Annotated in this window: 19 protein-coding genes; 17 read left to right on the forward strand and 2 right to left on the reverse strand. The window is 33.6% G+C overall.

Annotated features, from left to right (window positions below):
• Positions 1-327 precede the first annotated feature (327 nt).
• Positions 328-3,675 carry a trifunctional glycoside hydrolase family 18/polysaccharide deacetylase/glycosyltransferase family 2 protein gene (locus COE49_RS06955; protein WP_098840882.1) on the forward strand — a complete coding sequence of 1,116 codons (3,348 nt, stop codon included), beginning with the start codon at positions 328-330 and terminating at the stop codon, positions 3,673-3,675.
• 253 nt (positions 3,676-3,928) lie between these two features.
• Entirely contained in the window at positions 3,929-4,195 is a 267-nt protein-coding gene (locus COE49_RS06960) for an ArsR/SmtB family transcription factor (protein ID WP_088229778.1), read from the forward strand.
• Positions 4,196-4,453: 258 nt separating this feature from the next.
• Here COE49_RS06960 and COE49_RS06965 read toward each other — a convergent pair whose 3' ends face one another.
• On the reverse strand, positions 4,454-4,777 hold the full coding sequence (locus tag COE49_RS06965; RefSeq protein ID WP_088229777.1) for a winged helix-turn-helix transcriptional regulator: 324 nt from the start codon (positions 4,775-4,777) through the stop codon (positions 4,454-4,456).
• Between the two features lie 124 nt (positions 4,778-4,901).
• Here COE49_RS06965 and COE49_RS06970 point away from each other — a divergent pair, with 124 nt between their 5' ends.
• The 3 genes from COE49_RS06970 (at position 4,902) to COE49_RS06980 (ending at position 6,887) form a co-directional block, all read left to right on the forward strand.
• Positions 4,902-5,435, forward strand: a complete 534-nt coding sequence (locus COE49_RS06970) for an NAD(P)H-dependent oxidoreductase (RefSeq protein WP_140417302.1) — start codon at positions 4,902-4,904, stop codon at positions 5,433-5,435.
• Positions 5,436-5,622: 187 nt separating this feature from the next.
• A complete protein-coding gene (locus COE49_RS06975) occupies positions 5,623-6,186 on the forward strand; it encodes a GNAT family N-acetyltransferase (protein WP_098253171.1) in 564 nt (187 codons plus the stop codon).
• On the forward strand, positions 6,183-6,887 hold the full coding sequence (locus COE49_RS06980) for an SDR family NAD(P)-dependent oxidoreductase (protein WP_098883074.1): 705 nt from the start codon (positions 6,183-6,185) through the stop codon (positions 6,885-6,887). Before COE49_RS06975 ends, COE49_RS06980 begins: the two co-directional genes overlap by 4 nt.
• A gap of 55 nt (positions 6,888-6,942) precedes the next feature.
• On the opposite strand, the gene COE49_RS06985 is transcribed toward COE49_RS06980, so the two are convergent.
• Positions 6,943-7,152 carry a hypothetical protein gene (locus COE49_RS06985; RefSeq protein ID WP_088229773.1) on the reverse strand — a complete coding sequence of 70 codons (210 nt, stop codon included), beginning with the start codon at positions 7,150-7,152 and terminating at the stop codon, positions 6,943-6,945.
• 83 nt (positions 7,153-7,235) lie between these two features.
• Between COE49_RS06985 and COE49_RS06990 the strand changes: the two genes are divergently transcribed.
• The 12 genes from COE49_RS06990 to COE49_RS07045 all read left to right on the forward strand — a co-directional run bounded on the left by COE49_RS06990 (position 7,236) and on the right by COE49_RS07045 (position 14,890).
• Complete coding sequence (locus COE49_RS06990; RefSeq protein WP_098945793.1) at positions 7,236-7,985, forward strand: Nif3-like dinuclear metal center hexameric protein; 750 nt, start codon at positions 7,236-7,238, stop codon at positions 7,983-7,985.
• Positions 7,986-7,990: 5 nt separating this feature from the next.
• Positions 7,991-8,482, forward strand: coding sequence for an NUDIX domain-containing protein (locus tag COE49_RS06995; protein WP_098945794.1), 492 nt, complete (start codon positions 7,991-7,993; stop codon positions 8,480-8,482).
• A 108-nt stretch (positions 8,483-8,590) separates the two neighbouring features.
• Positions 8,591-9,445 (forward strand): aminoglycoside phosphotransferase family protein, encoded by an 855-nt coding sequence (locus tag COE49_RS07000; protein ID WP_088229770.1) that lies wholly within the window; start codon positions 8,591-8,593, stop codon positions 9,443-9,445.
• Positions 9,446-9,449: 4 nt separating this feature from the next.
• Positions 9,450-10,007, forward strand: a complete 558-nt coding sequence (locus COE49_RS07005; protein WP_088229769.1) for a DUF7010 family protein — start codon at positions 9,450-9,452, stop codon at positions 10,005-10,007.
• A gap of 28 nt (positions 10,008-10,035) precedes the next feature.
• Positions 10,036-10,860 (forward strand): MBL fold metallo-hydrolase, encoded by an 825-nt coding sequence (locus COE49_RS07010; RefSeq protein WP_088229768.1) that lies wholly within the window; start codon positions 10,036-10,038, stop codon positions 10,858-10,860.
• A gap of 16 nt (positions 10,861-10,876) precedes the next feature.
• A complete protein-coding gene (locus COE49_RS07015; RefSeq protein WP_098253165.1) occupies positions 10,877-11,443 on the forward strand; it encodes an SGNH/GDSL hydrolase family protein in 567 nt (188 codons plus the stop codon).
• Positions 11,444-11,814: 371 nt separating this feature from the next.
• Complete coding sequence (gene spxA, locus COE49_RS07020; protein ID WP_098253164.1) at positions 11,815-12,210, forward strand: transcriptional regulator SpxA; 396 nt, start codon at positions 11,815-11,817, stop codon at positions 12,208-12,210.
• Between the two features lie 48 nt (positions 12,211-12,258).
• Positions 12,259-12,393, forward strand: coding sequence for a BA3454 family stress response protein (locus tag COE49_RS07025; RefSeq protein ID WP_088229765.1), 135 nt, complete (start codon positions 12,259-12,261; stop codon positions 12,391-12,393).
• A 193-nt stretch (positions 12,394-12,586) separates the two neighbouring features.
• Positions 12,587-13,000 carry an Rrf2-family transcriptional regulator SaiR gene (gene saiR / locus COE49_RS07030; protein WP_088229764.1) on the forward strand — a complete coding sequence of 138 codons (414 nt, stop codon included), beginning with the start codon at positions 12,587-12,589 and terminating at the stop codon, positions 12,998-13,000.
• A gap of 121 nt (positions 13,001-13,121) precedes the next feature.
• Positions 13,122-13,457, forward strand: coding sequence for an IDEAL domain-containing protein (locus COE49_RS07035; protein ID WP_088229763.1), 336 nt, complete (start codon positions 13,122-13,124; stop codon positions 13,455-13,457).
• Between the two features lie 375 nt (positions 13,458-13,832).
• A complete protein-coding gene (locus tag COE49_RS07040; RefSeq protein ID WP_088229762.1) occupies positions 13,833-14,216 on the forward strand; it encodes a hypothetical protein in 384 nt (127 codons plus the stop codon).
• A gap of 101 nt (positions 14,217-14,317) precedes the next feature.
• The gene (locus tag COE49_RS07045) at positions 14,318-14,890 is read left to right on the forward strand and encodes a histidine phosphatase family protein (RefSeq protein WP_088229761.1); all 573 of its coding nucleotides are present in this window, start codon (positions 14,318-14,320) and stop codon (positions 14,888-14,890) included.
• Positions 14,891-15,102 lie beyond the last annotated feature (212 nt).

The following is a 15,102-nucleotide window of genomic DNA, read 5'->3' on the forward strand; positions in this document are numbered from 1 at the left end:
ACAACGGCAGAGGGTCTCAACAAGAAAATAGCGGTAATAATGGGCTGAAAAATGAGGAGAAAAACGTTCCTGCCGAACAACATCAAGGGAATGAAAAGAAGAATTCATAGAAAATTTAAGATGGGAATTCGTTTCATGTTAGGGTTGAAATCATTTCGTGTAGCATGTAGCAACCTCACTAAAGGGTGAAATCTGTCCAAAGTGGGATTGCATGCATTCGTAAGTTATTTGGAGTAGTCATTTGATCTCAAAGCTAACATGAAATTCCTATTAATATAGTTTGCACTTGTACTTAAAATAAGGAAAAAGGAGTATGTGAAAAATATAATGGAGAAAAACATTCAACAAGAGAAAGATAAATCAAAACCTGTTTTTTATGATCCTAAAGGGAGGAGAAACATAGCTTTTAGCTGGTTTCTATGTATCTCAATAGTTAGCGTAAGTATTGTATTTTATTTTTTCTTTCAAAGTATTTTTTCAACACCAGAAATTCCAAATATGAATCCTACTGTAAAACAAGATACTAAACTTGTACCAATTAATCAAAAGCTTAGTGACCAGCAGTTAAAGAAGGAAGAATTCAAACTAAATACCGAAATGAAGGATAATAAAAATTTGGTGAATTCGACGAACGATAGTAAACAAGCTAAAGAAGTGTATGGTTTTTATGTAAATTGGGATGAAAATAGTACAGCGTCTTTAAAGGAAAATATCGATTCATTAACCACGTTAGTACCAGAATGGTATCATTTAAAAGCAGATTTAACGATTAAAAGTGAGATAAAACCTGAGATTGTAAAACTAGCGAAAAAAAATCATGTGAAAATTATGCCGTTACTTACTAACTATACAGAAGAAGCTTCTGGACCTGATAGTGAGCTTATCCATAAGTTACTGAATTCTGCGAATGATGCGAAGACAAAGTTTATTAATGATTTAGTAAACCAAGTTGAAAAGAATCAGTTTTCAGGTATTAATATTGACTTTGAGGCCGTACCTGAAAGTGATAGAGAAAACTTAACAAATTTTATGAAAGAACTTACTACGGTCTTTCATAAACATGATTTGCTCGTTACACAAGATGTTCCAGCTAATGATAAGGCTTTTGATTATAGTGCATTAGCAAAAGTAATAGATCGAATGATTGTAATGATGTACGATGAGCACTATGGAGCGGGGGAACCAGGACCGATTGCTTCAAATAAATGGTTTCAACACACATTGAAAGAACTGAATATTCCGTCTAATAAACTTATAGTTGCTTTCGGTAACTATGGATATGATTGGGAAGTAAATAGTAAAGAACATGCGAAGTCTTTAACTTTTTCAGAAGTTATGACAATGGCTCATGATTCAAATATGAAAATTCAATGGGATAAGATTAGTGGAAATCCTTATTTTAGATATAAAACAGGAGAGAAAGAACATATTGCTTGGTTCTTAGATGGTATCACTCTCTATAATCAAGTGAAAGTCGCAATGGACAACAATGCAAAGGGATTTGCATTATGGAGACTAGGAGCAGAAGATCCTGCAATATGGAAAGTTTTAAAAAATCCTATTGAGATACAAAAAAATCCTAATGTATTACATAAAATTACTAGTTTAGATGAAGTGAATTATTCTGGAGAAGGTGAAATTTTACAGATTGAGAATGAAAGACAAAATGGATTGAGAGATTTTAAGGTGGGGAAAGATGGTTATCTTTCAGATGAAGTATATCAATCCTTATCGTCTGCATACGAAGTGCAACGATATGGAAAACCAAATGGGAAACAAGTAGTGTTAACATTTGATGATGGACCAGATCCGAAATATACGCCGGAAATTTTAGATATATTAAAAGAGAATCAAATAAAAGCTGCTTTTTTTGTACTGGGTGAAAACGCGCAACTAAATTCTAGTATTGTGAAAAGAATATACGATGAAGGGCATGAAATTGGTAATCATACTTTCAAGCATCCTAACGTCGCTGATACGTCTTTACTACGAACAAAAGTAGAGCTTAATACGACGCAACGTTTGATTCAAGAAATAACTGGACATTCTACGGTTTTATTTAGGCCACCATATGAAGCGGATGCTAACCCGGATTCATCAAATGAAATATTGCCTATTTTACGTGCACAAAATATGAACTATACAATGGTAGCAGAAAAAGTTGATCCTGAGGACTGGGCAACACCATCAACAAATGAATTAGTAAAGCGTGCTCTTAATCCCGTTTATAAGGGAGAGGGAAATATTATTCTTCTCCATGATGCGGGAGGGAATCGTACCCATACAGTAGAGGCGCTGCCAATCATTATTAAAGAACTTAAAAAGCATGGATATAGTTTTGTAACAATTTCTGATTTAATGAATAAAGAACGAGATGAAATTATGCCTCCTGTTTCTTCTGAGGGGAAGCAATATGTACTTTACAATAAAGCTGTATTTTCAGGAGCGGGATACTTTAAACATATATTAACAATTATTTTTTATATTGCTATTGGATTAGGTATTTTTCGATTCTTATTCTTAATTTATTTTGCATGGAAGCAGAAAAGAAAAACGCTATCTCGCTCTATTAATTCGTCCTATCAACCTTTTGTTAGTGTTGTCATAGCAGCATATAATGAAGAAAAGGTTATAGCCAAGACAATTCGCTCAATTTTGGATAGCAATTATAGAGAGTTTGAAGTTATTGTTGTGGATGACGGATCGACAGATGATACGTCAAAAGTAATGCAAGAAACATTTTATAAACACCCTAAAGTTCGTTTAATTCAGAAAGAAAACGGCGGGAAATCATCGGCAATGAACTTAGGGTTTCAACAATCTCGAGGAGAGATCATTGTCACTTTAGATGCGGATACTATTATTGCGCAAGACGCTATTTCTCTAATGGTTAGACACTTTGAAGATCAGAATGTAGCAGCAGTTTCAGGTAATGTCAAAGTGGGGAATAGGCGAAACTTGTTAACTACTTGGCAACATGTTGAGTATATTACAGGGTTTAATTTAGAACGTAGAGCTTTTGATGAGTTAAATTGTATTACAGTAGTTCCAGGAGCTATTGGGGCATGGCGTAAAAAGAATGTAGTTGAATGTGGCTATTTAAGCGAAGATACATTAGCAGAAGATACGGATCTTACTATTACATTTTTACGTCAAGGACATAGAATTGTATATGAAGAAAAGGCTTATGCTTTTACGGAATCACCTGAAGATGTGAAAAGTCTCATTAAACAGCGATATCGTTGGTCATATGGTACACTCCAATGTCTTTGGAAACATCGAAAAGCATTGTTTCATGCGAAACATAAAACGTTAGGATTTATTGCATTGCCTAATATGTGGTTATTCCAATATGTTCTACAATTCATTGCTCCTTTAGCAGATATATTAATGATTATGGGGCTATTTGGTAGCAATCCGCTAAAAGTTTTAGGATTTTATTTTGTATTCTTTTTATTGGATCTTCTGGCGTCTCTGTTTGCATTTAAATTAGAGAAAGAGGACCCTAAACCGTTAGTGTGGTTAATTTTACAACGCTTTATTTATCGTCAATTTATGACTTATGTTGTCATTAAATCTATATTCTCATCTATTCGAGGAGTAGCGGTAGGATGGAATAAATTAAAGAGAATGGGGAGTGTTAAGCATTCCTCGGAACATAAGGAGGCATCATAAGAGGGCAGGTTACCTGCTCTCTTTTTCATTGGTTTTATTAAGTTGAATCTAGAGTAGATGTAATATAAAACATTCTGTTTCCATAACGAAATTTCTATTCATTACTGATAGTGAGACATTATGTTAAGACACTCCTTTAGTTTCGGACTAAAGTTTTTAAAAATATTTTTTTTATGACGGACACAAAATCTTATATCCTTTCGAATTATATATATGAATATCATTAATATTTATATAAAAGGGGAGAAAACATATGAAAGAAATGTATGAAGAAATCACTGAGGTATTAAAGGTATTGGCGCATCCTGTCCGTTTATCTTTAGTAAAAATAATGATTACAAAAGGACCAATTAACGTAACAACAATGTATGAAACATTAGGAATGCCTCAAAGTACAATTAGTCAACATTTATCCAAACTAAAAGCTACGAAAGTTGTTACAGGTACTCGAAAAGGATTAGAAATTTATTATGAAGTAACGGATAGTCGCACAAAAGCGATATTATTAAGTTTGGGTTAAAGGGTGACTGTTTAGAATTTAAAATTAAGAAGAGGGTACGAAAGCAATTCAGCGCCTATAATTTTCTTATTAACAGTAGTCGTATGCGTTGTTGTTTTTAATTTGTTTAATATATTTCTTTATTTGGGTCTTGCCGTATCACTATCAAGCTAAAGTTTAAATGGACTATAAAAATGACAGTTTTCTTATTAGGGTCTTTTTGTTAGCTTGATAGTGATGTGCCGTTCCCACTAGTATGTAAAGAAGTTGGTAGTTTTTTTAGTCATGTAATCTTTTGATTTGATGATCTTTTCCCCATGCAAATAATTCATCCATAATTTGTATTAAAGATTTTCCATGTTCACTTATTGTGTATTCAACCTTTGGTGGTACTTCTTGATATACAGTACGATGGATAATCCCATCAGCTTCAAGTTGCCGAAGTTGTTGTGTGAGAACTTTTTGGGTAATGTTTGGAATTTCTCGCTTGATTTCATTTGTTCGCATTTTTCCATCTGCCAAAACACATAAAACATGAACTTTCCATTTTCCACCAATTACTTCGAGTGTCGTTGCAATTGGGCAATCATCATTTTGATTCATATAACACCTCCACAGGTACTTCAAGGTTCCTAAAGCACTTGAAAGTACGTACTTTTCAATTATATGTAACTCATACATACTCATACGTAAAGGATTGAATAATTTACAAAGGGGATGGAAAATGATGAGAACACTTGTAATTGTAGCACACCCTGAAATTGAAAAATCAAAAATTAATAAAAGATGGATAGAAGAACTTGAGAAATATTCGGATGAAATTGCGGTGCATGAATTATATAAAGCGGCACCAAATTGGGAGTTTAATATTGAAGAAGAGCAAAAGCTGTTAGTAGAACATGACAGATATATATTCCAATTTCCGCTTTACTGGTATAGCTCACCACCATTATTAAAAAAATGGTTCGATGATGTATTAACATATGGATTTGCTTACGGATCAAAAGGGGATAAAGTGAAGGGGAAAGAATTTGGTGTAGCTATTTCGATAGGTGGATTAGAAAAAGACTATGAAAATAGCGGAATCACAATGGATGAATTAACGAAACCATTTCAAGCTACGTGCTTATATACAGATATGAAATTTATACCTTCATTTTATTTATACGGTGCAGAATATAAACTGAGCGATGAAGAGATTGATAAAAGCGCACCTGAGTATGTGCGCTATGTGATGAATAAGGAGTATTCGAATATATAAAGAGAAGTATCCCTGAGAAGGGATACTTTTTTTATGTATTAAAATTACATTTTTTTCATTTAGTATACCAGATGATAACTTTGGAGGAATACTTGTTAATAATGGAAAGGTTAATGTTTTACTATATAATTTATATTGTGTAAGATGATATAGAATATTCAATTAACTAATAAGGGAAGAGATGTAAATGAAGCTGCCGTTATTAGAAATAGAGACAAAAAGACTCATGATTCGTCCGTTTCAAAAAGAGGATTATGAAAGTTGGTTAGATGGTTTTAATAAGAGGCTTACATCTCAGTATAAATATGATGATGGCTATCAAGCTATGCCGTCTTCAACAAAAGAATGGTTTACGGAATGGATAAGAGGTTTTGATGAAGCGGCACATCGAGATGAGATGTATGTATTAGGCATTTTCAGAAAAGAAGATGGGGCCAATATTGGAAAGTTAGAGCTTATAAAAATTTTGCGTATGGATTATCAATGGGCGATGATGGGATATTCAATTCATAATCAATATTGGAAAAATGGATACGGGATTGAAAGTGTAAAATCGGCGTTACCGTTGTTTTTTAATAGTCTTCAATTTCATAGAATCGAATTACATATACATGTTGATAATGAGCCATCCGTTCGTTTGGCAGAGAGATCGGGGTTTTCTTTTGAAGGTAAGAGAGAGGCGTTTTCTTTAGAAAATGGTAAGTGGGTGGATTTTCTTATTTATTACCAGAATAAGGAGATGAATGTATGAGAGTGTTTATTACAGGAGGAAACCGAGGGTTAGGACTGCAGTTAGTAAAAATATTTCATGAAAATGGGCATATCGTTTATCCGTTAGTTAGAACTGGGGTTGCGGTAACGCAATTACAGCAAACGTTTAGTTGTAGATGTTTTCCTATATTAGCAGATTTATCGTCTGATGAGAGTACCACGCAAATTAAGGATCAGCTCGCGGAACATACAGAGTATATTGACTTAGTTATAAATAACGCTGGGATACCTGGAAAGGAAACTGAGATTTTACATACGAATTCAGAAGAGTTAGCGGACTTATTTAATATTCATTGCTTAGGTGTAATTCGAGCTGTAAAAGGTACATATGTAGCTTTAGCTAAATCGGATCATCCGAGAATAATAAATGTGTCCTCTCGATTAGGTTCATTGCATAAGATGGCGAACAAAGAGTTTCCGCAAGGGCAGTTTTCATATTCTTATAGAATTGCTAAGGCTGCACAAAATATGTTGACACTCTGCTTACAGCAAGAGCTTGAGAATAAAGGAATTGGTGTAACTGCAATTCACCCTGGAAAACTAAAGACTGAAATTGGTGCTTTTGATGCGAATTTGACTCCGGCTGAAGGTGCCCAAAATATATATGAGTGGGTAATAGAGTTAAATGAGGGAAATTCAGGAAGGTTTATTGAGCCGGGTGTAGGGGAGCTGAAGTGGTGAGAAGTTTGAAATTTCAATATAAAAGAATAAAGCCCAGCACATAGCAGGGCCTTCATTATCTGTTCAATACTTCAATATACGAAGCATCTCCCGTTGTTCGTAAAGCGGAGCGGAAATTATGATTTTCTAACGTTTCAGCAACGTGTTTTAATTGCTGTGCATCATCATGGTGAATAAGTAAACTATCTGAACCGCTTTCTTCTATATGAATGTGTTCGACATTTCCAATGGCATCATGTATAGCTTTTAAAAATTCAGGCTTCATATTGTCCTCCTATATGTATGTAACGTCGTTATTAGTATTTCCTTATTTTTGAAATATAAAAGTGAAAGAAGGGAGAAATAAAAATGAATATAAAGCAGTTTAAAGAGCATATTACATCACTTTTTGAAGAGCATCTTCATAAATACGGTGATGACGAATATGGTTTTACTCATATTAGTAAAGAAGAATTTCACAAAATAGGTTACACAACAAATGTAACGTTAGAAACGATTGAAGAAGCGTATCGAAATGGAGTCGATATGATCGTTACACATCATGCACCTTGGAGTTTTTTATTTGGTATGGAAGAGGCTTGTATTGAGAAATTAAAACAATACGAAATGAATCATTTTTGGATTCATTTGCCGTTAGATTTTGTGGAATTTGGAACGTGTACGTCGCTATTTCATGAAATTGGGATAGATACAATTTTAGAATACTCTACGTATGAGGAAGAGGAATTACCTGGAATAGGTGAGTTTGAAGAAGCGATTCCCTTTTCAAACTTAGTTGGAAAACTGGAAGAAAGAATGGAAGAGAAAGTGAAGAGCTGGAGGAATCATGATAAACCAGTAAAACGAATTGCGATTTTAACTGGTGCAGGAAACAATACAAATTTGATTGAGCGAGCGTTAGAAAAAGGTTGTGATACGTACATAACAGGAGAAAAAACATTATATACGGTGCAACATGCGAAATTTAAAGGCATTAATTTAATTGTAGGTAGTCATACGTTTACAGAGGTGTTTGGTGTAGAGAGCTTGGCTCGTAAGCTAAAGGGAATAGATAAATCAATAGAAATTACTAGATTAAATGAAGATCATTTGGAGTGAGGGAAATGGTAACTATATACGCAAATTATGGGGAATCAAAAGTGAAGTTAACATGGAAAAAAGATTGTATATTGCCAGAATACGAAAGGATCACGAGTGTTCACGGTTTTTGTTTTCATAAAAATAAGGTTTTACTAATAAACCATGAACAGCGTGGTTGGGACTTTCCTGGTGGGCATATAGAAGAAGGAGAACTATCAGAAGAATGTTTTAAAAGAGAAGCATGGGAAGAAGGGTATGTAAAAGGAGAATGTGCTTTATTGGGATATATTATCGTTGATCATAGTGATAATCCTAATTGGAATGAAAATAGTCCGTATCCGAAAGTGGGATATCAGCCATTCTACCGAATGGAGATTAATGAAATACATGAGTTTGATGGGGAATATGAATCTGATAACAGGATGTTTGTTAACGTAGAAGAAATTGCGTCGCATTATCATAAATGGAATGAATTATATGATGAAATATTGAAGGAAGCCGCTGCAATAAAATAATATTGTTTTTTGTTACATTAAGATGTCCCGAGAGGATTCTCCTTATTTTTATCAAATAGTAAAGTTGTCTTTTAAATTGAAGGAATATTCAGAATCGAGAGTGGAGAAATGGAAATTTCAATAATAGCTGAACAACTAGTTAATGAGAAAGTTATTTCACATTATCCAAATAGTATAAAAGCGTTGAATGGAGGAACGACAAGTACAGTATATTTGTTGGACGAAAAATATGTAGTAAAGCTGAATGAATCGGAAGTGATGCGTGAAGAAGCTAATTTTTTCTCATTTTATGAGGGGAATACTTTGTTTTCAAAGCTTTTGTATAAGGACCCTTTACATACATATATTGTGTATTCTTTCCTTGAAGGGAGTACGTCTTGCGAACGAGGACATAAACGAAGTGCACTACGTACACTTGTAAAAGAAGTTATCAATAAGTACAAAATTGTTCCAGGGGCAGAGGGGTGGGGGTGGAAAGAAAGTCCGGTTCAATGTTGGAATGAATTTTTAACGGAAAATGTGATGGAGGCTTATGGAAATGTAAGACGGTATATAAGTGATGAAGAGTATGAAACGGTTCTTAAACTAGCAAATAGTCCGAATAGGGGAACTGGAATAAATCAGCCATTTTTATTGCATGGTGATTTTGGATTTCATAACTTTATATTCAGGGAGAATAAGCTATATGGTGTAATTGACCCGTTACCAGTCCTGGGAGATCCTATATACGATTTAATTTATGCGTTCTGTTCAACCCCGGAAGATTTGACAAAAGAAACAATTAATTATGCGATGAAACAGTGTGTATTTCATAAAAAAGACTGTAATTTACATGAAGAAATAGTCATAGGATTATATTTGCGTATAGATACATGTGTAAGACACCATCCGAAAGATTTAGAAGATTATTTAGTAGCTTGGCGTTATTGGATGGCCGAAATTGAGCCGACTTTGGGGGGATAGTGAGATGAATGTTGCAGAAGCGAAAAAGGATTTAGCAATAAAAACGAAGAGAGGCTTACCAATTATATTAGCTGGCGTTTTATTTTGGATAGTTATGAGTATAACGGGCTTTGTTCTTCCAGAAAAACAAGTGGTGTGGGTATATTTAATCGGTATGGGATGTGTGTTTCCTTTCGGCTTAATGATAGCTGCTATATTGAAAATTGACATGTTTGCGAAAGGAAATCCGTTAGGGATTTTAGCAGGATTAATTGGTGGGATAAATGTATTAAATATTCCGCTTGTATTACTTGCCTATTTTCAATTTCCAGAATGGTTACCTTTTGTAGTAGCAATGTTAATAGGTGTTCATTTTATCCCGTACGTATGGATTTATGAAAGTAAAAGTTATGGTTTATTGTCAGTAGGGACTGTATTCGTAACGTCAGTTTGCGGGATTCTTTTTGCGGAAAAAGGATTTACTGTAATTCCATTATCGGTTACAGCTGTTTATTTACTTACTTTTATAAGTTTATTAATTGAAAATAAAAAAGCAGATCATTATCAACAAAAATCAGCTTAATAAAAATATAGGGATAGGGGAAATGATTATGAAAAATTACGTTTGTACAACGTGTGGCGTACAGTATGCGGCGAGTGTAGAAGAACCGGTGAGTTGTCATATTTGTGATGAAGAAAGGCAATATGTTAATCCAAAAGGACAATCTTGGACGACACTAGAAAGCTTACAAACGAGTGATACATACAAAAATGAAATAATCGAAGAGGAAAACGGGCTTTATAGTATTACGACAAAACCAGGGTTTGCGATCGGTCAAACGGCATTTGTAGTGAAAACAGAGTCATATCGTTTATTATGGGACTGTATTACTTATTTAGATGAAATGACAATTGAGAAGATAAAAGAGGGGGGCGGGTTAGATGCGATTGCACTATCTCATCCTCATTATTATTCAACGCAAGTAGAGTGGGCAGAAACGTTTGATGTACCAATTTATATACATGAAGACGATAAAGAGTGGGTGATGCGCCCGAGTAGTCGCATAATTTATTGGTCTGGGGAGAGTTTACAATTGGCCGATGGCTTAGTTATTCATCGTTTAGGAGGACATTTTAAAGGGGGATCTGTGTTACATTGGGAAGAAGGAAATGATGGAAAAGGAATTTTATTAACTGGTGATATTATTCAAGTTGTAGCGGATGAGCAGTGGGTAAGCTTTATGTACAGCTATCCGAACTTAATTCCATTACCAGCGAGAAAAGTGGAGGAAATGGCGAATCGAGTGAAGCCGTTACAGTTTAATCGTTTATACAACGCTTTTCATCGGGTAGTAAAAGAAAATGCAAATGAGGCAGTGGAACGGTCTGCTGAAAGATATATGAAGGCGGTAGAAGGAAAGTTGTTTCATACGTAAAAGGAGAGTTAGCTTCATGAAAACGTTAGTATGTTTTGGAGATAGTATTACAGCTGATGAAACGTTTTTTGATGGAACGCCGAGGTTAACACCGCGTTTGCAAGAGATGTTTCCGAAATGGAAAGTAGTGAATGCAGGTGTTCCAGGTGATAATACATTCGATGCGCTAAATAGGATTGAAGAGGATGTATTGTCATATGAACCGGAATTTGTAATAGTTTTTCTTGGTACGAACGATGCCGTTTCTTTTGCTCAAGTACCATTACAAATTTATAAAGAAAACTTAGAGAAAATTGTGAACCAGATTTCATCACATAAAGTATTGATTATTAGTCCTGCACCAGTTGATGAAGAAAGGCAGCATAATAGAACGAATAAAGTGCTCGGTCAGTATGCAGACGTGGTAGAGGAAGTGGCGAAAGAAACAGGAAGTCATTTTCTAAATTTGTATGCTGAAATGATTCAAGAAAAGGATTATAAGAGGTTTGTAGAAGATGAAGAGAAGGATGGATTACACTTTGGGCAAGTGGGTTATGAGTATTTAGCGGGGCTAATGGGTGAAAAGTTAAAAGGGATTCTGTAAAAAGCAAAGCGTGGGCGCTTTGCTTTTTTTTGTTCCATGCAGCTTTGGCAAGTAATTGTCTCAAGCTGTTTATTTATGTCCACGAGGGAATTCATCCAGCATTTACCGGTTGATTAATAGAACTGTAAAGTTTAAATTTACAGTATGATTTTTGGAAGTGAATTGTCATCGTTTGGAAAATGAAGTGCCGATAATTTTATTGAAGTAGCATTTTCAAAAGAAACGAATAGTCTAAGATAACTTAAATATTCTCGAATAAATAACATTACGTGTATTTGATTCTAAACTGTAATTTTTTTTAATACATTTCAATAACACATATGTAAATGAATTGTACATTTGATGAAAAACAGTAAAGGAGTGTGTAAAATATGGTGATTCTATATACGACAGCAAGCTGTAGTTCATGCCGAAAAGCAAAAGCATGGCTTGAAGAGCATCAAATTGATTATACCGAAAAAAATATCGTATCCAATTCTCTTACAGTCGATGAACTTAAATCCATTCTTCGTTTAACTGAAGAGGGGGCTACTGAAATTATTTCAACTAGATCTAAAACTTTTCAAGAGTTAAATATAAATATCGAGGCGCTTTCGCTTAATGAATTTTATAAGTTAATAATTGAGTATCCTCAAATGTTGCGTCGTCCAATTATGTTGGACGAAAAAAGATTACAAATTGGTTTTAATGAGGAAGAAATTCGTAAATTTTTACCGCGTAGCGTTCGAACAGTTTTGAATATTGAATTGCAAAAAATGGCTAATTAATAAGTAATATTTTTTAAGGGGAATTTTTTTGAAAGGAGGAAACAGGAGATGATTGAAGTATTGGTTACAGTCAATTATAACAATAGAAATTATCAAACAAATGTTATTGTGAGTAAAGATACGATCTGGACAAAAATTAAACAGTTGGCAGAAGAACAAGTTAAGAAACAGTGGAGTGTTTAAATGTATTTTTAACTTAAAAAGCTAAATGAAGTGATGAGATATAGGGGAGTTCGGATAGAATATAAAGGGATTTATTTTTATAGCAAGAATTATTTATATATATTTTAACGTTCGACTAACCTATCTGTAATATTTATGGCTACAGTATGTGAAGTAGCGAGAAATCATATTTTTTTATCGTAGGAGGAAAACAATGAACAGCGACTTTACCTTGGCCATCCACAGTTTAACTTATTTAGCTTTACAATCAGACCGGATGTCAACAAGTACTGCTATTTCAGAGAGTGCGGGTGTTCATCCAGTACGTATTCGCAAAGTGCTAAGTTTGTTGAAAAAACATAAGTTTATACAATCAAAAGAGGGGACTGGCGGAGGATTTATTTTTGCTCGCAATTTAAGTGAAGTTAATCTTTGGCATATTTATCAAATAACTTCAGAAGGTGCTTTGCAGCCTAAGTGTCCTGAATCAAATGGTCAGTGTATTGTAGGTTCGAATATGAGAAAAGTTCTTTTCACTATTTTCTTAGGTGCTGAAGAACATCTAGGTGAATATTTAAAGAATTATACAATGAAAGAAGTTGTTGATCTTATCAATCCAGAACGTTAAGTGGCTGAATTGTTATATAGCCGTGAGCTCTTAACATTTAAATGTAATGAAAAATAATACAGTTTAGTTTTTATATTTTGTTTATCGTCACGAAAAAATAAATTGTAAGAAGGTGAAAAGTATGATGTCAAATAATAACCATGTTTTAAAAGTTGGAGATTGGGTTCGTGGAATATCAAATGAAGGTGAATTCATACTTGGTTACATTGCATCACTTGATGACGTAGAAGGTGTAGTTACAGTTATTATTGTGAAACGTGACAACAAGTACACAAAAAATGAAGCAATTTTACTTCTTAGTAAACACGTTACGAAACTCCCTGAATCAAAAGCAATCAATAAGGAGCAAATCCTTTATCTTATAGACCTCGCATTATTAACAGGAGATGAAGAGTGGTTTATCGAGCTTTCTTCAAAATTAAACTCGATAAAAGAGCTAGTTAGTGGGGGATTTTAAAAAATTTATAATAAATATAATTTCTTTCAGAATCTTTAGCTGTAATACAATCAATTCTTTAATTTTAAAAGGCCCATTACATTAGGGAATCGGGAAGAAGCGTAATAATATGATTTATAAGTTTAAGTTAAGAGCATGCAGGATTTTATACAGATCTAGTAACAAACGAGAACACCAAAATGTATAAAATCTTGCATCTTTTTTATATCAAAAAATGAGATAATTCCCTCGGTATAGAATGATTACTGATGATATCCAACTGTTTATAATGAGGTGATATGTTAACTTTACATGAATAAGATATGTATATTTCTTTATTTATGGTAATTGTCGTACAATCAAGACAGTAGTATGAATTGTATGAAGGAGGGAGAAATGAAAAAATTTATAGTTAGTTATTTAGTATGTCTCCTGTTTTTTTCTATATTTACATCTAGCTTGCAATTTATAATAAATGACCCAGAAGGGATGGAAGGATGGGGTTCTCCCTGGTCGATGGCTCTGCTTTACATTATGTACGGCAGTATACCTGTACTTATAGGTAGTCTATTAGGAGAATTCTTTTATAGGAAAGTAAAAAGAAGTTACAAATTAAATATTGGAATTCCGCTGTTTATAGTATTAGGTTTTTCTTATGCATATTTAATGGGTATCGGGTTATTAGGAGGATATGTATCTTACTCTATAATGGATTTTATTAAATTTAGTCTTCCAATTACTTTGTCTTCCATAGTTTTCTATTTTATAAGACGTATCTAATTAATTGTCGATAACAAAGATATGTAAGTTGAAAATCTATACCTTCGATAAATGTATAGATGATAAAATAGATTAATTAGGAAAATTAGGAGGTCTTACACATGACCGTTATATATTTAGTAAGACACGGTGAAACGGATTGGAATTCTGTGGGGAGACTGCAAGGAAGAGAAGATATACCATTAAATGAAAAAGGCAAAAAGCAGGCTAATGATTGCGGTCTACATTTAAGTAAAAAAGATTGGGATGTTATTATTAGCAGTCCTTTAAAAAGGGCAAAAGAAACAGCAAGGATTATAAATGTATATACTAAAACATCGATTGAGATCGAAATGAAAGAGTTTGTGGAAAGAGATTTCGGTAAAGCTTCAGGATTAACTGTGGAAGAACGTACAAAACTTTATCCTAATCGAAAGTATGAAGACCAAGAAGAGAAAGAAATCTTTACTCAACGTATAATAAATGGGCTAGAAAAAATTCAACGATGTCATAAAGATAGAAATATAATTGTTGTAGCACATGGAGCTGTTATAAATGCCATCCTTGCTTACTTGTCAAAAGGGGAAATTGGCTCTGGAAAAACTGTACTAAGAAATGCCTGTATAAGTCATATTTATTACGAAGAAAATCAATGGAACATACATACATATAATCAAATTACTCACTTGTCTTAATGATTTATATAATGTTCACTCTCCATAATTATGCAAATAAGCTGTCCATATGGGCAGCTTATTATATTTTTTTGAAAAGTGTATATGAATTCAATATCAATAATATATATCCTAAAATTTGGTTTGTGTACGTTTGAATATATTTCTTTTTAGTCATATTAATTGTTTATTAGAATATCTTTTGTGTCTAAAAAAGATTTTATAATAAAAGA

Origin of the sequence: Bacillus sp. AFS029637 (genome assembly GCF_002584985.1) — a bacterium.
Taxonomy (GTDB): domain Bacteria; phylum Bacillota; class Bacilli; order Bacillales; family Bacillaceae_G; genus Bacillus_A.